15 protein-coding genes and 1 pseudogene are annotated in these 21,787 nt (G+C 42.4%); 4 read left to right on the top strand and 12 right to left on the bottom strand.

Annotation, left to right across the window (positions count from 1 at the left end; translation table 11 throughout):
* Positions 1-10: 10 nt before the first annotated feature.
* The 8 genes and pseudogenes from KWJ01_RS02215 to KWJ01_RS02180 form a co-directional block, all read right to left on the bottom strand.
* Positions 11-202 (bottom strand): annotated as a pseudogene (locus KWJ01_RS02215) (pirin-like C-terminal cupin domain-containing protein); the annotation flags it as partial.
* 505 nt (positions 203-707) lie between these two features.
* Entirely contained in the window at positions 708-2,654 is a 1,947-nt protein-coding gene (locus KWJ01_RS02210; RefSeq protein ID WP_224994650.1) for a sigma 54-interacting response regulator, read from the bottom strand.
* A gap of 663 nt (positions 2,655-3,317) precedes the next feature.
* Positions 3,318-4,223, bottom strand: a complete 906-nt coding sequence (locus KWJ01_RS02205; protein WP_224994649.1) for an AraC family transcriptional regulator — start codon at positions 4,221-4,223, stop codon at positions 3,318-3,320.
* A 318-nt stretch (positions 4,224-4,541) separates the two neighbouring features.
* Positions 4,542-5,330 (bottom strand): SDR family NAD(P)-dependent oxidoreductase, encoded by a 789-nt coding sequence (locus tag KWJ01_RS02200; RefSeq protein ID WP_224994647.1) that lies wholly within the window; start codon positions 5,328-5,330, stop codon positions 4,542-4,544.
* 14 nt (positions 5,331-5,344) lie between these two features.
* Entirely contained in the window at positions 5,345-5,941 is a 597-nt protein-coding gene (locus KWJ01_RS02195) for an NADPH-dependent FMN reductase (protein ID WP_224994646.1), read from the bottom strand.
* 277 nt (positions 5,942-6,218) lie between these two features.
* Positions 6,219-7,643 carry an SDR family NAD(P)-dependent oxidoreductase gene (locus tag KWJ01_RS02190; protein ID WP_224994644.1) on the bottom strand — a complete coding sequence of 475 codons (1,425 nt, stop codon included), beginning with the start codon at positions 7,641-7,643 and terminating at the stop codon, positions 6,219-6,221.
* A 308-nt stretch (positions 7,644-7,951) separates the two neighbouring features.
* Entirely contained in the window at positions 7,952-8,905 is a 954-nt protein-coding gene (locus KWJ01_RS02185; protein WP_224994643.1) for an alpha/beta hydrolase, read from the bottom strand.
* Between the two features lie 472 nt (positions 8,906-9,377).
* Positions 9,378-10,151: a hydrolase gene (locus KWJ01_RS02180; protein WP_224994641.1), complete on the bottom strand. Its 774-nt coding sequence runs from the start codon at positions 10,149-10,151 to the stop codon at positions 9,378-9,380.
* Positions 10,152-10,570: 419 nt separating this feature from the next.
* Here KWJ01_RS02180 and KWJ01_RS02175 point away from each other — a divergent pair, with 419 nt between their 5' ends.
* Together KWJ01_RS02175 and KWJ01_RS02170 are read left to right on the top strand one after the other, a co-directional pair.
* Positions 10,571-11,170, top strand: coding sequence for an NADPH-dependent F420 reductase (locus KWJ01_RS02175; protein WP_224994640.1), 600 nt, complete (start codon positions 10,571-10,573; stop codon positions 11,168-11,170).
* A 341-nt stretch (positions 11,171-11,511) separates the two neighbouring features.
* Entirely contained in the window at positions 11,512-12,270 is a 759-nt protein-coding gene (locus tag KWJ01_RS02170) for an SDR family NAD(P)-dependent oxidoreductase (RefSeq protein WP_224994639.1), read from the top strand.
* A 670-nt stretch (positions 12,271-12,940) separates the two neighbouring features.
* Here the strand turns inward: KWJ01_RS02170 and KWJ01_RS02165 are convergent.
* Positions 12,941-13,786, bottom strand: coding sequence for a helix-turn-helix domain-containing protein (locus tag KWJ01_RS02165; protein ID WP_224994638.1), 846 nt, complete (start codon positions 13,784-13,786; stop codon positions 12,941-12,943).
* 853 nt (positions 13,787-14,639) lie between these two features.
* Here KWJ01_RS02165 and KWJ01_RS02160 point away from each other — a divergent pair.
* Both KWJ01_RS02160 and KWJ01_RS02155 read left to right on the top strand, forming a co-directional pair.
* The gene (locus KWJ01_RS02160) at positions 14,640-15,224 is read left to right on the top strand and encodes a Crp/Fnr family transcriptional regulator (RefSeq protein WP_224994637.1); all 585 of its coding nucleotides are present in this window, start codon (positions 14,640-14,642) and stop codon (positions 15,222-15,224) included.
* A gap of 136 nt (positions 15,225-15,360) precedes the next feature.
* Entirely contained in the window at positions 15,361-15,699 is a 339-nt protein-coding gene (locus KWJ01_RS02155; protein ID WP_224994636.1) for a nuclear transport factor 2 family protein, read from the top strand.
* A 50-nt stretch (positions 15,700-15,749) separates the two neighbouring features.
* Here the strand turns inward: KWJ01_RS02155 and KWJ01_RS02150 are convergent, their stop codons facing one another.
* From KWJ01_RS02150 to KWJ01_RS02140, 3 genes are all read right to left on the bottom strand, one after another.
* A complete protein-coding gene (locus KWJ01_RS02150; RefSeq protein ID WP_224994635.1) occupies positions 15,750-18,278 on the bottom strand; it encodes a BamA/TamA family outer membrane protein in 2,529 nt (842 codons plus the stop codon).
* 273 nt (positions 18,279-18,551) lie between these two features.
* Positions 18,552-20,621 carry a polyphosphate kinase 1 gene (gene ppk1 / locus KWJ01_RS02145; RefSeq protein ID WP_224994634.1) on the bottom strand — a complete coding sequence of 690 codons (2,070 nt, stop codon included), beginning with the start codon at positions 20,619-20,621 and terminating at the stop codon, positions 18,552-18,554.
* A complete protein-coding gene (locus KWJ01_RS02140) occupies positions 20,611-21,765 on the bottom strand; it encodes a Pycsar system effector family protein (protein ID WP_224994633.1) in 1,155 nt (384 codons plus the stop codon). Before KWJ01_RS02140 ends, ppk1 begins: the two co-directional genes overlap by 11 nt.
* Positions 21,766-21,787: the final 22 nt, after the last annotated feature.

The raw sequence follows: 21,787 nt of genomic DNA, 5'->3' as shown, positions 1-21,787 counted from the left end.
ATATATCTTGTTATTCCAATACACCAAACTTGCCTGATTCAAACTCTTGAACAGCTTCTAGTATTTCCTGCCGGGAATTCATCACAAAAGGACCATAGCTGGCAATAGGCTCTTGGATTGGCTCACCACTTAACAGCAGTAACACACTGCTTTCCAGCGCTTTGATGTAGATATCCTGTCCCTCATTACTATATAAACAAAACCTTGTTCTACCGCTCTGTCTCCGTTTACCTCCACCTGACCATTGATATGATCAATTGCTGCCAATCAAATCAACTGTCGTGTAACAGGAACGCTGCAAAAAATGTGACATTTTATACCAAGCCTGATTTTGAGCCAGTTGCAAGAAATGAAGAGTATGATCAGCTACAGTTTTTCGTAGTACTACGAAAAGAAGATAAATTTTCAAGCAGGAAACGCTTCCTTTTTCTCAATTGCTCGAAAGCATGATGATGCGCTCATCAATCATTGCATTGCTTTCCGGAGCCGGTATTGGATTAGTGGAAACAACAATGATTATCCTGATGACGCAGGTCTCAGGGAATTTAATAACATTAGAATGAAGTGCTGCAAGTGCTGGCTACTGGTTATACAAACGCACAACAGTTTGATAACATCACCAACGGACACACATCTTCATAAGTCAGCTTAATCCCAATGGGTTATAATAGACTTATCCTACCTCTCTCCAGACTGAATCCTTTTTTTCAACCTATAAACTCCCTCTTGATTCCAAGCTTCTTGATCTTTGAATTTAGAGTAGTAGGAGGCATTTTCAATAGAGCAGCAGCTCCATTTTTTCCCCATACTCTGCCGTTACATTTTTTTAAGATTGATAGGATGTATTCTCTTTCATTTTCTTCTATGGTTTTGAAAAAGGATTCTGCTACATTTACAGCATCTTTTACATTCAATGTATTTACAGCAAGGTTAACTTCTGTAATAGAGGAACCTGAACTTCTTAATACACAACGCTCCATTAGGTTTTCCAGCTCCCTGATATTTCCAGGCCAATTATACTCCATTAACTCCTGCAGGGCATTTTCTGAAAGACCCTCAATTTTCTTTCCAGTCATTTCAGCATATTTTTTGATAAAATAATTAGCAAGCAGGGGTATGTCTTCCCTCCGTTCCCGTAATGGAGGTAACTGAATAGGAAAAACATTTAATCGATAATATAGATCCAGACGGAAACTTCCTTGTGTTACTAGTTCTTCCAGATTTCTGTTTGTTGCTGCTATAACCCTAACGTTAACTTTAATAGTAGATTTACCCCCGACGCGACGTATTTCCTTTTCCTGTAAAACCCGCAGCAGTTTGACTTGTACGTCCAGAGGCAGTTCACCAATTTCATCTAAAAAGATAGTACCATTAGCTGCCTGTTCAAAATGTCCGATATGGGCTTCAGCAGCACCGGTAAAAGCACCTTTTTCATGACCAAACAGCTCTGATTCAACCAACGAAGGGGGTAAAGCTGCACAATTCACTTTCACAAACGCTTTTCCTTTTCGGGCTGATAAATGCTGAATACACTCTGCGACACGTTCTTTACCTGTACCACTCTCTCCCAATATTAACACCGAGGTATCAAAAGGAGCTACTTGTGTGATATTATCAAAAACAGTCAACAGTCCATGGCTCATACCAATGATTCCCGGGAAAACACTCCCCGTATTACGCCTGGCAGATGGTGCATTAATCTTAGTTGTGGATGGGTTTGCAACAGCACCCACAGTGGATGTAATGCTCTTCTTGAAAAAGTTTTGTAAGGCATTCCTTAAAAAACCAATCATATCCAGATGACCTTTGTTATATACGTCCGGTCGTCTGTTGAATAAGTTCACCTGTACGGGTAAGTCAACATGCGAGAAGACAGGTATTCTGAAAAGGGAGTTTACATCAAAGCATCTTTCAATAGTCTTGATCATCTTTGAAGATGCCATTTCCTGCTCAAAAGACTCTCCATTGAAATACCCCGGCTCCGCTGGTATCGACAGCGTTTTTTGTAATGCTACAAATGCAGATTGTTTTAAGCCGGTAATTGTTAACCACTCTTGCAGGCCAATACGCTGATACTCATTAAAAGCAACCCTCCTGTAACTGTCAATGATGATAAAGTCTGTATCTGGCGTAGCAGTACTGATGGTCATAAAGTCAAAGGGAATGTGAGGTTGCAGAATCCTGCCAAATCTTAGAAAAAGATCACCCTCTTTATTGTCAGCTAAATGAGCATCTTCCAGTTGGCTGTGAATCAATTCTATTTTATGATAATTAGACTCCAGGCTATACTGGTGACGGAACAGCGCAATCTCTATGGTAACAAGTACATCTTTATCCCTGAATGGCTTAATTAAAAACCCGTAAGGCTGCGTTTCTTTTGCTGCCGCCAGAATTTCTGAATCGAAATTTGCTGATATATAAACAAAAGCTATACCACGCTCTTTTATTTTTCCTGCCAGATCAATTCCTGTACCATTTCCTTTTAGAAAGATATCCAGCAGCACCAGTTGTGGCTTTTCTTTCATAATCCCTTCCAGTGCAGCATCCATGCTAGCCTCAATGCCACACACTTCATACCCTGCCTTTTGTAGAATAAGCTTCAGGCTATGGGCTTGTGCAAAATGATCCTCAACTATAAATATTTTCGTCATCATCAAACTCTGTCTAAACAATGTAAATATAGGGCGTACGTACAAGAACCAAGCAGAAAATGACCTGCTATCCAGACATTCATCACATTTTGCAGAGATCTAAAATCAAGGCCACGTCTTTAGCGTGTTCATCATATCCTGAAGGGGCATGCTGCAGCTATGCGTTTGCAACATAAGATAATTAAAGATTTTGGTGTAATTATCAAACAGCTGCCACATCATTTGAAAATTGTTATTTTCTCTAATGTTAAAACTTCGCCAGAAAGTTATCATGAATCAACTGTCACACAACCCCCGTGTATCATTAGCGGCTGCTCCTTCAGATAACGTCCATAACTCTTCTCTTTTCACTTCTATCGATAGGCATCAGCGTTATACCATAAGCTTAGCGAATGTAACTGCCTATTAAAAACATGCTATAATTCAGTTCATCTACCACTTATCAAACAGGACATCTGTTTTGGGCTAAACTTATTATCAGCTTTATTTTCAGGCTGTTCAGCCCTTTACATAGGTGCCTGACTGGATCGCAGACAAAATCAGCCTAAGTGCTGAAAATTAGTCTGTAGTTGGGTTGTACCTTCTCCTGCATGTGTGATGCAGGTATAAAAATAAGAATAGAATAGAGAAGGGTTGATGTTAAAAACAAACAGAAAGTTGTAAAAATCAAATATCGCCTTTCCGAAAGGTGGCAGGCGTTATTCCGGAATTCTTTTTGAAGAAATTAATAAAGTTGGAAAGGTCTTCAAAGCCAAGGCACCAGGCAACTTCTGATACATTCCAGTCGGTGTGTTTCAACAAAACTCTTGCTTCCTGGATCACTCTTTCAGCGATTAATTGAGAGGTGGTTTTACCAGTAACCTCTTTTAATGAACGATTCAGATGATTTACATGAATTGACAGCTGTTCAGCAAAGGCAATAGCTGAACGATAACGGATTTTTTGGGTGGGAGATTCAATGGGGAATTGTCGCTCCAACAACTCTAAAAACAGTGATGACACCCTCATGGCAGCATTAGAGTTGCTGTATAAAGCATTTGTTACCGCTTGCATCTTTTGTGCGCTGTGAATGAGCTCAAATACCAGGTTTCTCAAAATGTCGTACTTATATACATACTGTGAGGCAATCTCATCCAACATTCTGATAAATATTTTCTCTATGTCGGCAAGTTGCTGGTCTGATATTTCAAAAATAGGTTCACCTCCCGGCCTGAACACAGGGTACTCTTTGATGCTGCCAAAGTGTTCAAAAAATGATTCAGTGAAGATGCAAAAAAAGCCTGACTGCTCCTCTGAGAGTGGTTCCCAATTGTAGGGGATGTGGGGATTAGCAAACAACAGGGCCTGCTTTTCAATTTCCACAATTTTATCAGCGTAGTGGATTCTGTTCGGCCCTATCATCAAGCTTATTTTGTAGTAGCTCTTCCTGCTGTACGGAATTGGTTTAGCCTTCTTACCAACATATTCATCAAGGCTGAACACGTTAAAATGCCCCAACTCTTTCCGCAGATTATCGGGAATGGTTTTAAGTTTAGTCCTGTAAAACTCTTCTACGCTTTGTGCTTTATCCATGATAGGAAATTACTGTATCACAAAAATAAACCCACACCTTTGTTACTAAGGGTGGGATCAAAACAAGGCCTGCAGGCAGCGTCGAATTCTCTGTATTTATTGGCCATTTTCTGATTTTACGAAGGCCCCATGTATCCCTATTTAATGTGCTTTATACGCATGAATGCATCGACTCGTTCTCCATTAACAGTTCTTTTCCATGAACAGCCAACTTGAAAATAAGGAGAGCAAGGTGGTAAGAAGTTATCAGACCCTACTTAAGTCTGCAGTGGATACCAAGCAGACTAAAAGTAGTGATCTATTGAAGGCATTCAACGCTTAGAATGCAGTAAAGCCCCCATCAATAATTAGCTCAGCGCCGGTAACGTAAGAGGCTTCTTTGCTAGCCAGGAACAAGATACCCTGTGCAATTTCTTCCGGTGATGCCCCTCTGCCCAAGGGTGTGTTTGCAATAGCCATTTCCTTGAAGGATTGCGCTCCTTCCATCACCCTGACCATTGGTGTATCTACGTAACCTGGATGGACAGAATTAACACGGATCCCTTTGGCAGCCAGCTCTACTGCGGCTCCTTTAGAAAGCAGACGAGAACCACCCTTAGAAGCAGTATAGGCATTTGCGCCAGCATTGCCGGTAATACCAGCAATAGAAGAAACGTTTACAATTGATCCCCCTGGTTTCATAAAAGGCACAACTGCTTTGATGCCTAGAAACTGGCCGGTCAAGTTGATTGCAAGCACTTTACCGAATTCCTCTTCAGTACGCTCTTCAAGGGTGGCAGACAAGTTTCCCGAAATCCCGGCATTATTGATCAGGATATCAAGCTTACCATAAACTGCCATTGTTGCTTCAATAGCTCTTTTCCAGTCCGCTTCTTTTGAGACGTCATGAACTGTATAGGCAATGATTCCTTGTTCTTTTTCTATTGCCTGTGCTATCTCTACCAAATGGTGCTCCAGGTTACCGGTGATCATTACTTTTGCACCTTCTCTGGCAAACATGGCCGCTGTCGCAGCACCGATTCCGGTACCCCCGCCAGTAATCAGCGCTACCAAACCCTGAAGCCTGGCCTGGCCCCTCTGGACCTCAGTTTGTATATTATTTTCCATTTGCTTTCAGTCTGTTATACCCCTAAGGTATTCAAAGCAGTTTCTTTATTTTCTTTGATCAGCTTCATTCCTTTAGTCCAGCGGAAAAGTTCATTAAGCATGGCCTCTGCAGCTTTTTGGGTAACTTCGCTCGGCACAAACTCCTGCAAATCATTGATGAATTGAGCAAAAAACGGAAGATTTACCATTTCATATACAGGCACGACTCTCAGTGTGGTAAGATCGGCACGTAAGCTGTTTGCCGCCCGTGTGCCAGCAGAAACACCGCCATAGCTTACAATGCCAGCTGCCTTGTATGCCCACTCCTGAACCAGGTATTCCAGCGCATTTCTTAGGGCAGAAGGATAGCCAAAGTTGTACTCAGCGGTAACAAAAATGAAAGCATCCGCCTCCTCTATTTTCTCACTCCATCTTTTGGTATGCTCATGTTCGTATTGTTTAAGTACTGGATGTGCTGCTTCGTTCATCAAAGGCAGATTGGTATCTCCCAGATCTAATACCTCTACCTGGAACCTTCCATCCCTTCGTACTGTATCAGCCACCCAGGCTGCTATTTTGGGACCTTTTCGACCTGGCCTTACCGTGGAAGAAATAATTTTAAGTTTGTACATGATATCAATAGTTTAGTGTTGTAGTCTTACTTTTGTAAATCTTTGATTGATTAGGTGAAAGGACAAGCTGCTATTATAGCATATCCACTTGACAGCAAATGCAGTAGTTTGCCACCCAGCAAGATGCTATTGTAGGTTTACCTCCAGCTGGCTTATCAGAAAGCAGGACTTCCTTTAACCTGGCTCTTGTGAAAAAACTCCTGCTAAAACAAAATCTTTCCACCTGACTATATTCTACATCAGCACCTGGGGGTACTGATGTAGAATAAACCCATACTTAAGATGCTGCCTGTAATTTTTTATTGCCTAGGTCTGGCCCCAGATCAAACTGCTGCAGGAGTGAAAACAGGTTTGCAACACCCCAGTGCTCGGTTATTTTACCTTCGCGAACGCGCATTACATCTACGGTTTCGAAATGAATCTTCTTGCCGGTAGGTGCTAAGCCCCAGAATGTACCCTGGTGGGTACCATGATAAGTCTTAAAGGTAGTGACACGATCCCCATCCGTAGTTTGCCAGTGAATCTCTGCATGGAAATCAGGAAATGCCTCCCGGAGCTTTTTATATAGTTCACGCGCACCCTCCCGGTCTGCAGAAAATCCGCCGGGCTGTGGCGTATGATCTATGAAATCAGCAGCAAACAGTTCTTCAAATACATCATAATTCCCCTTGCCCTGAACCTCTTCCGTATTACGGCGAACAATTGCAATCCCAGGGTCCAGCGAGGAGCTGCTAATCCCGTTTTCACTGCTTTTATCTCCAGCTGGTTTCCTGTTGCGGGTATATGCGTCCAGTTTATCAAGTCCTAAGAAAGATAGCCGGATTTCATCCAGTTCTGCATCAGACTTATCATGGGCCGTCTGAATAACCCGTGCTGCTTCCTCACCTATGGGAGCTCTTGCAGGAGCAGGTTGCTGTTCAGCGAGATCGATGATCATTGCTGCTGCCGTAGCCGCAGGTAAGCCTGCATCCTGGAGGCTATTGAAAGCAGCCTCAAAAGAGGCAAAGCCAGCCCCATACAGTTCATGCAGTTCTGGCGTCATTCGATCTTGCATTTTTTTGATAGCTGCAGCAGACTTTGCTGGAGCATTCGTGCGCATATTGCCAGGCTCTGCAACAATAAAATCGACTCCGAATGGCTTTAGTTCTGTGCGGTAGGCATCTGCCAGTGATTCGAGAGCGGCTTTACAGGCGCTGGAAGGACCACTGAATGGAACCGAAAACTTACCTGAATAGGAACTGATCTGGACAATTCTTCCCTGTGTTTTACGCAGGAGCGGGAGAAAAGTATTGATTACCCGCACAGCACCAAACACATCAACTTCAAATTCATGCCTTAACGCATCAACTGTAATCGCTTCCATAGGACCGGGGGTTAGAATTCCTACGTTGCTAATTAGTAAGTTTATGCCTTCCTGTCCTATTTCACTAGCAACCACTTTATTGAAGTGCTGTACAGCTGCTTCATCGGTGATATCAGTAATGGTTAAAGATACCCTATTACTGGAGGTGCTGGCAAGTTCCAAAACCTCTTTCTCTGAAAGTGCAGTACCAAAGACCCGGTACCCTTTATTTGCCAGTATCAGGGCCATCTCTCTTCCTAGCCCCTCCCCCGCACCAGTGATAACAGCTGTTCGCTGATGATTCTTTTTAAGACCAGCTTCCGGGTTACCGGCACTGGATAAATGTGCTTTTGTTTCCATAAGTTCTTGATGTTTGAAAAATGTTAAGTTTAGGTTTATAGATGTATAGCTTGTAAAAATTTTCTGGAGCTTAGGCAGGAGTAAGATTACAAGTTCTCTTTTGCAGGATATATTTTTCCGCTTCACCAACAAAGATCTTTGTGTCAGCAGACAACTCCTGAGGCAGTACCTGATGATTTTTTTGATGGTATCACCCAGGCTGTTACAACAATGGTTACAAATTTGTAAAGGGCAAAAGAGAGATTGATTTTCACTTCCTGCAATAGTACTCTGATACAGCAAAGTGACTTAGCTCCTCCAAAGGGGTACTATTTTTCAAATGCTAGTTTGAGTGCATTCAACCGTTTGCTCAGGAATGACGTTGACATTGCTGAATGAGGAGTGTACCAGTCAAAACCATGAACAGCCCCCGGATAGAAATGCAGCTCGGTTGTTACTCCCGCTTCCATCAGGCGTAAGGCAAAATCTATGTCTTCATCCCGGAAAAGGTCAAGTGCCCCTACCCCGATAAAAGCAGGTGGAAGGGAAGACAGATCCTGTTCACGGGCAGGTACAGCAAATTCAGGGGTATCTTGTCTGCCATCTTTTGTCCCCAGGTAAGACTCCCAGCCAAATATGTTATAACACCTGTCCCACAAGCCCAGGGATGTAATTTGGTGGCTGGACCTTGTCAGGTTTCTATCATCCAGCATGGGATAGGTGAGCGATTGATGCACAAGCTTAGGTCCTCCTTTTTTACGAACCATCAGGGCAAGTGATGCCGCCAGTCCGCCACCGGCACTGGCTCCGCCAATTGCTATTCTACTGTTATCAACGCCCAGTTCTTTTGCATGCTCTGCCAGCCACTGTAAACCTGCATAGCAGTCATTTAACGGTACTGGAAAAGGAAATTCAGGTGCCAGACGATAATCTACTGATACAACCAAAGCATTGGTTTCAGCTGCAATTTGCTTCATCTGAACATCATCCTGCTCTGGTGTACCCAGCATCATTCCACCGCCATGCATCCAGTAAAATGCAGGCAGCAAGCCTTTATTTTGTGTTGGCCTGTACATTCTTAGTCTGATGATATTGCCATCTCCACCTAGTGTTAAGAGCTTATCTTCTAGTATGACCTTGTCGTCAAAAGGAGTCTGGGTAGCTGCTACTGAAAGCCCATAATTTGCCACACCTGCACGCCAAGCAGCTAGCTCTGGAAATTCAGTCAGCGAATCCACACTTATACCGGCAGCATGCAAGGCTTTCTTTATTGCCGGGTCCATGTCCATGTTAAAATTCAAGGCGGACGCTAACCCAAAATACGCTTCAGGTTTCTTTTTCTCATTATAATACATGTTCAGAAAGAGGGATTAATTTATTAGTAATGGGCCAATAGTCAGAAAACAACATTCGGAAAGCGACTCTGCTTCGGGATAAAAGAAGCACAATCAGGAGGTTGATAGAAAGTTAGACATGCATGATGTTAAGGAGGGTAAATCAAAGACCACTTGCTTATGGCTTACAGGGCTGACTGGGATCCCATAGGCAAATTTCCAACTATTAAAAGTCCTTAAAAAAGAAGGTATTATTGGTAGGTAAGGCCTTGCTATTCTGCCATTATCCGGACTTACTCCTGCATTAGTACTGCCATCATTGCGGCTAAGAGTGCTTAAGTTTTGCCACTTCTAAAAACAGTACTGCTTTTAGAAGTGGCAGTTTGACAAATAATAGGTTGTAAGAAGCAGAACCCTGGGGCTATGACTGGACAGGCACTAGCTTTTCATTACTTTCCAGGGTGTTAGATGCACTGGGGAATCCTTTAAAAAATCCGTAGGATGGTACCATGTAGTCGGCGTAATCCGCACCTATACCCAGGCTGATATATTTTATGAACCCTTCATGCATTAATTTTGCGACTTCAGGTGTTGCATTATCCTGCCGGCTGTAGTCCCTGATGTTTTCAGAAATGTAGGTAACTGAAGTCATTGGTATGGCACCAGCCTGTATCATGCGCTGGATGGCCATATCATGTGCCTCCTTACTTACAGAGCCCGAGGCATCCGTGATAAAATAAACTTCATAACCTGCTTTGAGCGCTGAGATGACAGGGAAAGCCAGACATACATCTGTCCACAGACCGGCAAAAACCAGCTTCTTTTTGCCAGTAGCGATAACAGCATCCCTGGATGGCTTGTCCTCCCACAGATTTAAGCTCATGCGATCATAAATAACAGCATCGGGGTAAAAATCTCTTAACTCCTTAATAATGGGGCCGGAGAACATTCTTTCACCAATGGTGCTGAGGATGACCGGAATATCATATAAGCGGGTGTAATAACCCAGAAGAGCCAGGTTATTACGCAGTTCTGTTTTGTTAACACCCTCCATGGCAAAAGCCATTTGCCCTTCATGGTCAATCAAAATAAGGGCGTGGTTACCAGGATTCAATAGTTCAGGGCTTGCGTATTCCACATCTGCAAACCGGGACCGATAATTAACATTTGGAACTGAATTGTTTTCGATAGCCATAAAAAATCGTTTTTAGGTAAATGATTAATAATAATCAAATGTAGATTGTTTGCATGCTAAAAACGATACACGAATAAAGGGGTAAGTTGTACAAAACAGGTATTTAATAGCTTCTCATACTTAATAACATATCAATCATTTTGATAAACATGCCTTAATATAGAAAGCAATCCTGTAGCACATATTAAAGTATAGTTTTTTTGAGCACAATAAACCAGAGTAGTAGCAAGCAGTAATTAAAGAACCTGCTTTTTTAGCAATTTCCTGCAAGTGATAATCCTTCTTTGCTGTAAATGATCATCACGTACAGTATAAGCTTTCAAAACTTCCATTGACGATACAACATCAGGCAGTGTATATCCATTTACACTAATTCTACAGACTTATACCTTGTAGCTTCAATCTTTAAACAAAAAAAAATGAAAATTGGAACAATTGGTGCAGGACGTATTGCGAAAGCTTTCACAAAGCATGCAGCCAACGCAGGCTACAATGTTATTATGAGCAACAAAAGCGGGACCGATGCTTTAGATGCGACTGTAAAGACGTTTGGTTCGAAGGTAAAAGCAGGTACTGTAGATGAGGCGTCAGAAGCAGATATTATACTTCTGTCTATACCCTGGACAGAGGTATCAGAGGTGTTACACAAAAAAAAGTCCTGGAATGGAAAAATCATATTAGACTCTACAAACGCCATCTCATTCCCTTCCTTCAAACCACTTGATTTGGGTGAAAAAACATCCAGTGAAATAGTGGCGGCAGCAGCACAAGGCGCCCGTGTGGTGAAAGCATTCAATACAATAGAGGCAGCTACGCTGGCATCTGATCCAAATGAAGGCAAAGGGAAAAGAGTCGTGGTTATTTCAGGTGATGACGCCGCTGCCAAAGCAGAAGTTTTGCAGCTACTGGACAAGATGGGTTTTGCAGGTATAGACCTTGGCAGTCTTGCTTCAGGCGGTAAATTACAAGGATTTGGCGGCCCATTTACTGGTAACAATATCATTAAGATCCTTAAGTAATACTTTTTAGTTTTAAACGATAAATATCTGAAAGTGACCATTCAAGCCTGCGCCTAAGGATATATGGAAGTACATCAAATCCTTGATTAAGGGAACAATAAGCCCTGCCATAAAAACATCTTACCAGGGATAAAAGAGCCATCCTACAGTAACAGCTACAACCCCAAAGCTAGCGTCACTGTAGGATGGCTGTTAAGCAACATGCCGCATCTTTTCCTTTTATCGCTGGAAATTTCAGTTCAGCGAATGGCTTTGCATGCTAGCATGATGTGGGTACTGAACATAATAAAGGACAACACTGGAATAAGGTCGCTGGTCAAAACATTAATTTAATTCACCAAATGAAAAGCTTAGAAAACAAAGTCGCCATTATTACTGGAGCCGGCGGCGGCATTGGCAAAGCCACTGCCGAACGGTTCTTAAAAGAAGGAGCAAAAGTATTATTGGTTGATGTCAATGAGGATGCATTACAAAATATTGTACGGCAATTTGAAAATAACAATGTGGCCTATAGTGTAGCTGATGTTTCAAAGGAAGAAGATACAAAGGCATATGTTCAGCATGCTATCGACAGATTCGGCAAACTAGACATATTCTTTTGCAATGCAGGTATAGAGGGGAAAATGAACCCAATTCAGGATTACACCACTGATACTTTTGACAAAGTGATTGCAGTAAACCTGAAAGGCACATTTCTGGGACTTAAGTATGTAATTCCCATGATACAGGATGGCGGTAGCATTGTCATCACTTCATCTATTGGTGGTTTAGGGAGTTCCCCCGGGGCCGTTGGTTATGTAGCGAGTAAGCATGCCGTTGTAGGCATCATGCGTACCGCTGCCCTGGAGTTAGCGCCCCGAAAGGTTCGCGTGAACACGGTCCACCCAAGCCAGGTGAATACCAGGATGATGACATCTATTGAAAAAGACCTGGGAAATGCAGAAGAGGTGAGAAAGACCTTTTCTGCGGCTATCCCCTTTGGACGTTATGCTGAACCGGAGGAAATTGCAAATATGGTGCTATTCTTGAGCTCTGACCAAAGTGAATTCATCACTGGTACAACGTTCCGAGTAGATGGAGGCATGGATGCTCCCTTCTGATCCATCACACTTGAATGGCATTCATCTTGATGAAAATATTAACCAAACTTTCCTAAGCTTGAGCAATAGATCTCATGGTTCACAGGGTTAATATTTTCCCTCCCGGAACGTTGTAACCGTTAACAAATTAAGGGCTAAAGCCTCGGTACCCCTTCATAAAGCACCAGAAGAGAAGTGCTTTAAGCAGAAAGTACTGGCTTTAGCCCTCTTTTTTGTCCAATAATCAATTCCTCAACAGGACAGCTAGCTCATTCAACAGCTGATCAGTCAAGATGTGCCCGTACAGATAGTTAAACAGATTAGTTCTGGCATTACCCTTTAGCTTATAGGAAAGAACTGAATGGCAGTTTTAGAATGCTAGTCAAATCAATTTTTTCTGTCATGATATGTCCACTCCTATACGCTTTAGCTGTTTTTATTATATACGCTCGATGCTATCTACAGGTAGAACATAGAGCAAAGGAATCAAGCAGATACATTATGTATGATTTTTGAATTATCAGGAGTAGCTAAAACCATGAAAGATAAGAGGATAGGTTGTAGCGATAGCTTTCAATGTAAAAACCCACTTAGTGAATACTTCTCTTGTTCTTAGATCTCTTACTTTAGTCGCATACACCACATAAGTTGTGCACTTTGTGAAAAATTAACTACCGGAAAAGAGCACTTTTCATGAAGGCAATGCACCAAACTGGTTTTTCTTGAATGAAGTGAAGTTAGCACCTGCAGCATTCTTAAAGAACTTACTAAAATGTGCTACATCATCGAAGCCAAGATAGCTGGCAATCTCTTTCATACTTGCATCTTTATGAAGTGCCATCTTTTTAGCTTCGAGAATGATTCGTTGCTGAATATGATGACGTGCACAAAAACCTGTATTTTTTTTGATCACGTGGTTCAGATGATTTGGGGTTACAAAAAGCTCACTGGCATAATAGGATACCGCTTTCTTAACTCTAAAGTTATTTTCGAGCAGATAAAGGAAGTTGTTTAACAGATGATTGTGAGGATCAATCTGTACATCTGCTAAAGAAGCCTGCATTTGTCTTTTCAGGTAAATCAAAAATATCTTCAGAAGCTTACTTAATATTTCAGATTTATGTAAAAAGTAATTTTCTGTTTCTTTCAACAACCTGATTAGTACATCTTCCATCTCTTCTTCGATCTCAGTGTTTATCGCAAGTTCAGGCTTTTCCGAAAATTGTTTGAATAAAACAATCTCATGCATGGGATTGAAATCATCGTGATTCTGGTGCAGAAAAGATTCAGTGAATGAAAGTACATACCCTTTAGATCCGGGATGTATCTGAAACTTGTGATCCTGACCCGGCACAATGAAATACAACTTCCGGCTGCTCAAAGGATATTGGTAATTATTGATGGAATGCCAGCCTGACCCGCTTTTGAGCCAAATAATCTCAAAACGGTCCTGTCTTTGCAAATGTGCAAATTGATTCTGCAGATTTTCTTCCAGCCATTCAAGTGTATAGATTTCAAAAGGATTACTTTCTTTCACCTGAAGGTCCTCAAGCAAAAATACGTTAGAGTTCATAAAATAATGGTTTTAGGTTGTATGGAATAGTAACCTTAATTGATCAAAGGGAATGCCAACCAGGAAAAGCCTGTTGTTTAGCATTTCAGCCACTTTCTACACTAGCGGTACTACAAGATTTCGTAGTTTTTAACGTTTACCACGAAATTCTGTCAATTACGTGCGTTACCTACTGCTTTAGCACCAAACCATTTGAGGTGCTTTGTCCTTACTTCTTATGCCTGTATCATGATGTTTATGTATGGATATGCTGCTAATTTATAACCAGTTACTACATCAGGACATAATGTAGTTTAAGAAAAAAGGTAAAAGTAAATTAAGAACTAGGGAGATGACGGTTGCTCCCCTATCGTCTGCCTTCTGTATTTTACTACCGGCATCAGTATGAATATAATGATCTATGGCTGTAGATCTTTGAAGACCAAAAGTCAATAGATTCCCAGCCTCATTTACTTAAACATATTTATTTTCCAGTGACGATAGCCGTATGAATATTATTTCAGTAAGATTAAGCTGGGGAAGACTACTTCAACAGGTCTCAATTGACACAAGCAGAAAAAGATAGTAGCTTTGAAATATATTTAATGTCAACTTAGCAGCATTTACTACTTTCCTGCAGGTGTGGTCAGCAGGCTTTTGGTGTCAATCGTTTTCCCTGCTCATTCGATGATGATTTCAGGACAGATGTGGAGGGTACTGTCCTACTAGAATGAAAGCACTCAATGAAATTTCAATTTAATAATGAAATAACAAGGCCACCCATACTGCAGCAAACTTTACCTGCCAGTCGCTCATCCATACGCTTTCCTGAAAAAATATGAATACACAATCCATCATTAATAACCTTTCCAGATACATCACCCTAACAGCAGAAGAAGAAGCTTTATATCTTTCAAAAGTTAGGTTCAGGAAATTTCAGAAAGGGCAATTTATAGTACAACAGGGGGATATCTGCACCCATGAAAGCTATGTGATCGCAGGCTGTTTAAAGACATACCACATAGATGAAAATGGAAACGAGCGCATTGTTATGTTCTCGGTTGAGGATTGGTGGACCTCGGATCTTGGCAGCTTCTTAACCCAAAAACCTTCAGCTTTCAATGTGCAATGTCTGGAAACTTGTGAACTGGCTCAGCTCTCCTATCATGATCAGAATGAGCTCTACCAGCTGATTCCAAAACTGGAGCATTTTTCTCGTATTGCCATTCAAAAAGCATATATAGCCGCATATGAGCGTCTTGTTTATAATTTTAGTCTGCCTGCAAAAGAACGTTATCTGGAATTTAAGAAGCGTTATCCAAACCTGGATCAACGAGTGCCCCAATACCAGATTGCCTCCTATTTGGGTATCACACCCGAGTTCTTCAGCAAAATAAGAAGTCAGCTGATTCATGAACAGTAGATCTTAATCCAGTCTAAGCTTTTTTCTTAATCTGGTTTATTCCATGTCACTCATCCTTTCATGAATTTTGCAGCAACACCATGATAGTACTACATTTATGTGTTCGCTATTGAACAAAATTAGTGATCTGAATGATATGATTTTACAGGATAAAGTCCTGGAGGGATTTGATAAGTATTATCATCCTGAGGTAATCATACAGGAGGACGAAGCCGCACCAGTCATTGGGAAAGCTGCTAACCGCAACCGTAAAGAAGTATTTTTATCTTCCATTATCGAGTTTCGTAGTGTCAGGCCCTTGAAGGTTGCAATAGGTGAAGGAACAACGATGGTGCAATGGTACTACGATTACACACACAAAGAACTAGGCAACAAAAAATACACTTTGGTTGCAGTCCAGCAATGGCGAGATGGAAAAATCGTTAAAGAGCAATGCTTCTACAGCAGCGAGCCCCCTCCTTCATCTAGGTTATGATAGTTCTGTTTCAGCCTTTCCTGTACAATGACCTTGCCAGGGCTTGGTGTTCAGAATCGCATCCCGATAGACACATAAGGCAGTACATCCTCCCTGGAAATAGCTACCACCCCTTGCAGGAGGAGTAGCTTAGCCGGTATCAGGTATAAACCGCCCCCGTACCCATCATGCCATTTAGTTGAAGTTTCCTCTTCCACCCATACACGACCTACATCGTTGAATCCAATCAGTCCCACAGAGCCCGGGAACAAATAAGAGGAGAAATCAAAAAGTTTTAGGCGCAACTCCAGGTTGTGATAAGCCATGCTTTCTCCGGCAAAACGAAAATTGCGAAATCCTCTTAAGTTAGTGTTGCCCCCAAGGTAAAGGAGTTGAAAGAAATCAGGATCTCCAATGGTTGTACCACCGCCTATGCGGTTTGCGATGGTAAACTCAGATGTGGGGCTAATATAAAAGCTAAAAGCAGTGGCTAACTGTGCATACTCCTTTTTCTGGCTGTTCAACTGCTTCATGGCCACTAGTGCCGTATTCCAGTACATGCCCCGGGTCGGCATTAAACTACTATTTCGCGTGTCCCGTACCAGGCCGGCAACAAGTCCGGCATATATTTTAGTTGAGAAAACATGTTCACCAACATGCTGCTCATGATAGGTATCAATAAACCTACCCTTATTTTCACTCCCTTTGTTACTGTAGTATTGACCGGCAACGCCTGCATTCATTTTCCAGCTCTTACCTAGTATATGGTGAAGTTTTACCTGAGTGTCTATAAAGTCATAACGGGTGCGATAGTACCTAATAGGCTGTTCAGTTTCCTGGTTGAACTGGGTTTCATTGCCAACACCAAAGAAATTACTGGTGTTGTTAGGTGCCCGGGCATCTAAGTTTATGCTTAGATCGTACTTGCCCACAGCTTTTGTAAAAACACCGGCATAATGGGCAAAAAAGGCATTAGTCGCCAGGGCATGGCCAAGCAGGAGACGATGCCTGGCTGCGAATGGATCTTTCCGGAATGCATGCCTTGTATAAGCAAATCCACCCCCTAGCAGGAGTCCGTCATCCAGGTTGTATCCTGCTACTGCTAAGGGCATCAAAACATTGTACTTGAAGGCTCTTGTGTTATAAAGATTTACACTGCTGTCCCTAGACACTTTCAACCTGGCTAGGGAGGCATCCGGGAAAGTATTATCTTTATCAGAGCGATCGTAGATGTAAAGCCTCTTTTCATTATTAAATGCTTCATCCACCCGAAAAACATCTGCATCTCCGCCACCTATCATTCTTACTTTTATAGGAGAAGCCTGGCTTCCTACCACAGAAAAGACATCCTCACTATCTCTACCATACAAGCGAATCTCTTTTGTTATATGAGGTAAAAAAGTGCGCTCGTACAGCTTTCTACCCCTGCTGCCATCTTTCTTCAGCTTATATATGCTTACCGATACACTTTTATCTTGATTATATATCAGCTCAAAAAACTCCCGTTTATCTGAGGCCGGTATGTCTACAGCTTCTGCCAAAAATCGATAGTATGCAAGTGCATATTTCTCCAGATGATCTCTTCGGCTAATCATAATCTGAATAAGTTCTTCACCTGACAGTAAAGAAATATTATCAGGCATGCGCTGTATTGCCTGCTGTATAAGCCCATCTGTAAGAGTTTTCTGCACAAAGGAGATTTCTTCACGCCAGACATCTTCGCCAAGTCCTGAAAGGAATAGGCGGTCAAAATATCGGGCGTTGAAATTAAATCCCTCTATGTCTCTGATCTCCCTGTCGAAACCCTGAAATCTGGGCATGATCCACTTGCGGGATCCTATTTTCGGGAATACGCCTCTGTTCGTAAAAAAAACCTGATCACGATCCCTGGGTACAGGCAGGTACAAATCACCAGTTTCACCGGCCGTTTCCATCCACCTCCACTGATCTTCATGGCGGTCCCAATCTCCCAGGAGGATGTCTAGCAAGCGCGCCCGCAGGACCATCCGTTCATCTACCCGATGATCGTTGTCCTCCTCAAGCTTCTCCAGCACCTTTTGCGTGTTATCTGTGTCTTTCACCCCTGATGGTTCACGCTCTTCAAAAAGGTAAGGCTGCTTTGCAAATTCGCTATTGTATTTTCCTAGTGCAGGATCTTCAGGCAGATAAACCAGTACGGGATTGGCATGCGGCACCCTCAGCGCTTCTGCTAAGGGAGGCACTGCCAGTGCGGCAAAAGGATGCGCTGCCGAAATCTGGTCCTGTACAATAACCCTGGCCACTGTAGGACGCAGCTTTTCAGGCAAGGCCAACTCTGGATCTTTTTGAAGGGACCTAAGCACCCACTCTTTTCCAGAAGCATCCTGAAGTCGCAGTGATTTCGTCTGTTTTCCACCCCCTACCTTTAGAACAGTCATACCTCCTTTTTCCTCACTCAGACGTAACACCTTCATCTTAACTGGCGTGGCCCAAAGGTTCCGGTAGTTTTTCCCAAACCAGAAGCGATGCGCCCTATTTACTGCATTATACTCTACGGCGATTGGCACCGTTATACTATCCTGCTTTACATCTGGCTGCGCATAAGCAGTGAAGTTCAACATGAAGCCTAGATAAAGTAGACTCCATGCCAAGCCACTTTTTTGGATCAGTATACCGCTCGTTTTCATAATTTTCTCTATAATATTTTTAGACACACTCTTGTATGTTTGTTGCCCATGGCAAATTTTCTAACACTGGAGGCTGGGCCGGTTGATATGTGGGGAAGGATTGCAGTACAAGGTGGAGTCCTTGAAATAAACTTATGCTTTAGCAACTGACGGAATTCCAGTCACTAGTTCGCTATTACAGAAAAAGCCTTGAACCTAATCCCAATTTCATGCTTTTTGCAGCATACTGTATATTGCAGATTGAGATTGGATTTTTGGTCCCTTTTGTGTTACCAGTACATTTTCCAGTGATTCATTGATCATAACAGCCTGTGTATTATCTTTTAGCTGTAGTGCAATCATCTCAATGAGTTCTGTTTTGAGGTGCTTATCATACACCGGGAAGCACACCTCTATACGCTTGTAGATGTTGCGGTTCATCCAGTCAGCGGATCCCAGGAACAGATCGTCCATTCCATTGTTGTGGAATATATAAACACGTCCGTGCTCCAGGTAACGGTCTACAATCCTGCGTACTGAAATATGCTCACTCATACCAACCACACCAGGAATCAGACAGCAAATGCCGCGGATAATCAGTTGTATTTGCACTCCTGCCGCAGATGCTTCATACAACTTTTCAATCAGTACTCTTTCTTCCAGGTTATTTAGCTTGATAATGACACGCGCCGGTAACCCCTGCCCGGCATTGACAATTTCTCTGTCTATGAGTTCAAGTAGCCTTTCATGCAGGTTGACCTGGGCGACAAGTAAATGCCTGCACTTTAGTTTATTCTGCTGCATGGTCTCACCCATATTTTTCATCAGGGAGAATAGCTTTTTTACTTCCTTCAGCAGCTCCTGTTGTCCTGTTAGTAGTACATGATCGGTGTAAAAGCGTGCAGTAACTTCATTGAGATTTCCTGTAGCCAAAAGACCCAGGTAAGTGGATCCGGCAGCATTTTTTCTCTTTACCAGTGCTATTTTTGCATGCACCTTAAGCGCCGTATGAGTGTACAGCACCTGCACCCCCGCCTCTTTGAGTCTTTTTGCCCATTTAAGGTTATTGGCTTCATCAAATCTGGCTTTGAGCTCAACTACCACGGTTACCTTTTTTCCATTATGTGCTGCAGATATTAATGCATTGACAATTCTGGAACTACTCGCCACCCGGTACATCGTGATGTATATATGTGTTACATCAGCAGCAATGGCTGCTTCATTAAAAAAACGAAGCACCATATCATAGGAGTGGTATGGCGTATGCAGCATAATGTCCTGCTTAGCCACCTGTTCTAGCAGCAAACCATCAGTAGCAGCAGTTTTTTGAATCTGTGGCCATTTAGTGTAGTAGAGGTCCGGAAGTTTAACAGAAAACAGGTTGAGGTCTCTCAAATTATGATAGGCACCCCCTTCTACTACCACAGCTTTTTCCATACCAAATTTTTCCAGCAGCCGTTCAATCGCTCCTTCCGGCAAGCCTGGTTCATATAAAAACCTGGTCGCAAGGCCCAGGTCTCTTTTAGCCACCTGGGCTTCAATAGCAGCAGCCAGGTCCTGCTCATAAATATCTCCAAGGGCAAGATCAGCATCACGTGTTACTTTAAAGCTGTAACAGCCTTCCACCTGCATATTAGTAAGGATGTGCAGATGAGCCTTGATGATGTCATCCAGAAAAACAACATACTGCTTTTTTCCTACTGCAGTCTCATAGAACCTGGGTAGTTCTTCGGTAGGAATATTAACCACCAATAACGCTTCCTCTGGGCCATGATGTCGGCCTGTAACTGCTAAATAGAGCTGATTATTTTCCGGAAAAAAGTGCAGGCTGTTTATTTGAATAAGAACAGGCTTTAAAAAAGCTAGTACCTGAGTAAAAAAATAGTGGGTGATCTGCGGCATAATTTCCTGAGGCAAGTTCTTGCCATACAGGAAATACACGTCGTGGGCTTCCAGTTCCGGAATTAGTCGCTGCAATACCAGTCCAAAACGATTTAGCTGCTGCGCGATCATATCGCTTGATAGTGCAGCCACATCTGCATGCTTTTCTGCAAGATCTTTATCCAGAAACTTTTTCTTGTGAAGCTTATGTAAAGCGTTCAGCACAGGCATACGCACCCGATAAAACTCATCCAGGTTAGAGGAGTAAATAGACAGGAAGTTCATTCGCTCCATGAGAGGAAGGCTTTCTCTTTCAGCCTCCATCAGCACACGTTCATTGAAGGAAAGCCAGCTGATGTCTCTATCAAAGTACCTTTGATGGTTTACCGGTGCTATTGTTATTTCTTTAGGCAGCATAATATTTGGAAGCAATAAAAAAAGTGATAACAGATAAAATAAAGCCGACCATAAACACCGAATATGCAATTTTGAGCATGCGGTATTTTTTTCCTAAAACAACTCCCTGGTTATAGACGTCCCTGATTAGCCCCAGGTACAAAAAATCCCTGTCTTCCATCATTTGCAGCATACCATCTGCATATTCCTTGAAAGGCATCTGGTAAAAGTTGCCAAAAAACAAAAGATTTACCCGCTTTTCCATTACTTCCTGCTGTGTAAAAGTTCCTTTGGGGATGTGTGGCTTTGTAGCCAGTATGGAAAAAACGATCGTGATTAGGTTAGCGCTAAGCAACATAATTGTAGGAATAGTCAGATTTGTATACTGTTCAATGTTTCTGACCACCGTGCTCAATAAAACAGAGACAATAATTGTGTTTACCGTAATGAGAATGTTGGCTTTGGTATCTGCCTGGTCACTTAATCGCTGGCTGTTGTTAGAGGTGATCCTGAACATGGTTTCAATCCCTTTTTCAGGTCGCTCGCTTTTGTGCTTCCTGCTGGTGTTTTTTGCCGGGGGCTGTTGATCCCCAAGAGCCTCTTGGGGATCGGAGCCTTTTGCTGCTACTTCATGCTTCAACTCCCGGATGTTCTGTTCTTTCTTACTCCCTAATATAGCTTGACAATAATTTGTATAAAACTGATGGTATTCCAGAAGGGCAATGGTTTCCTTTCGGAACTGCTTTTTATTAATCTTTTGATGCAGTAATGCCTCACGTTCCTTGCGAAGCATCCTGTTTCGGTACATGAAATCATCAGTGCCAAAATGAAACAGATCTGCGTCTTTGATAATTTGTTCCAGCAGATTTAGCGGCTGGTAGCCAAAAGCAGTAGCCAGGATACATTGTTTTATGGCTTCTACCGTTTTGGGGGCCACTCCTTTTACTTCCAAAAAAGCAGCGGCCTTACGGGCGCCACTCTCCTCATGCAAATCGATAACATCATCAAAATAACCTACATCATGGAACCAGGCGGCAGTGATGAGAATGAAATAATCATTATCGCCTAAGGCATAATGACGGGCAATCATATCAGCAGCTTTCACTACCCCTTCGGTATGCTCCAGGTTGTGATAAAAAAGTGCGGCTTTGGTCTTAGACTGCATGTAGAATCTGATATAGGATGCT

This window comes from Cesiribacter sp. SM1 (assembly GCF_020178975.1).
Taxonomy (GTDB): domain Bacteria; phylum Bacteroidota; class Bacteroidia; order Cytophagales; family Cyclobacteriaceae; genus Cesiribacter.
The sequence above is the reverse complement of the archived record's forward strand: the minus strand, read 5'-3'. Positions and strand labels throughout refer to the sequence as shown.

What these genes read in the sequence shown, in the direction of transcription:
- KWJ01_RS02170 (WP_224994639.1), top strand. Translation starts at nt 11,512, where the DNA reads ATGAAAAGCTTAGAAAACAAAGTCGCCATTATTACTGGAGCCGGCGGC.
- KWJ01_RS02200 (WP_224994647.1), bottom strand. Translation starts at nt 5,330, where the DNA reads ATGGAAAATAATATACAAACTGAGGTCCAGAGGGGCCAGGCCAGGCTT.
- KWJ01_RS02185 (WP_224994643.1), bottom strand. Translation starts at nt 8,905, where the DNA reads ATGGACCCGGCAATAAAGAAAGCCTTGCATGCTGCCGGTATAAGTGTG.
- KWJ01_RS02180 (WP_224994641.1), bottom strand. Translation starts at nt 10,151, where the DNA reads ATGGCTATCGAAAACAATTCAGTTCCAAATGTTAATTATCGGTCCCGG.
- KWJ01_RS02205 (WP_224994649.1), bottom strand. Translation starts at nt 4,223, where the DNA reads ATGGATAAAGCACAAAGCGTAGAAGAGTTTTACAGGACTAAACTTAAA.
- KWJ01_RS02190 (WP_224994644.1), bottom strand. Translation starts at nt 7,643, where the DNA reads ATGGAAACAAAAGCACATTTATCCAGTGCCGGTAACCCGGAAGCTGGT.
- KWJ01_RS02175 (WP_224994640.1), top strand. Translation starts at nt 10,571, where the DNA reads ATGAAAATTGGAACAATTGGTGCAGGACGTATTGCGAAAGCTTTCACA.
- KWJ01_RS02155 (WP_224994636.1), top strand. Translation starts at nt 15,361, where the DNA reads ATGATTTTACAGGATAAAGTCCTGGAGGGATTTGATAAGTATTATCAT.
- KWJ01_RS02210 (WP_224994650.1), bottom strand. Translation starts at nt 2,654, where the DNA reads ATGATGACGAAAATATTTATAGTTGAGGATCATTTTGCACAAGCCCAT.
- KWJ01_RS02160 (WP_224994637.1), top strand. Translation starts at nt 14,640, where the DNA reads ATGAATACACAATCCATCATTAATAACCTTTCCAGATACATCACCCTA.
- KWJ01_RS02140 (WP_224994633.1), bottom strand. Translation starts at nt 21,765, where the DNA reads ATGCAGTCTAAGACCAAAGCCGCACTTTTTTATCACAACCTGGAGCAT.
- KWJ01_RS02150 (WP_224994635.1), bottom strand. Translation starts at nt 18,278, where the DNA reads ATGTTGAACTTCACTGCTTATGCGCAGCCAGATGTAAAGCAGGATAGT.
- KWJ01_RS02195 (WP_224994646.1), bottom strand. Translation starts at nt 5,941, where the DNA reads ATGTACAAACTTAAAATTATTTCTTCCACGGTAAGGCCAGGTCGAAAA.
- ppk1 (WP_224994634.1), bottom strand. Translation starts at nt 20,621, where the DNA reads ATGCTGCCTAAAGAAATAACAATAGCACCGGTAAACCATCAAAGGTAC.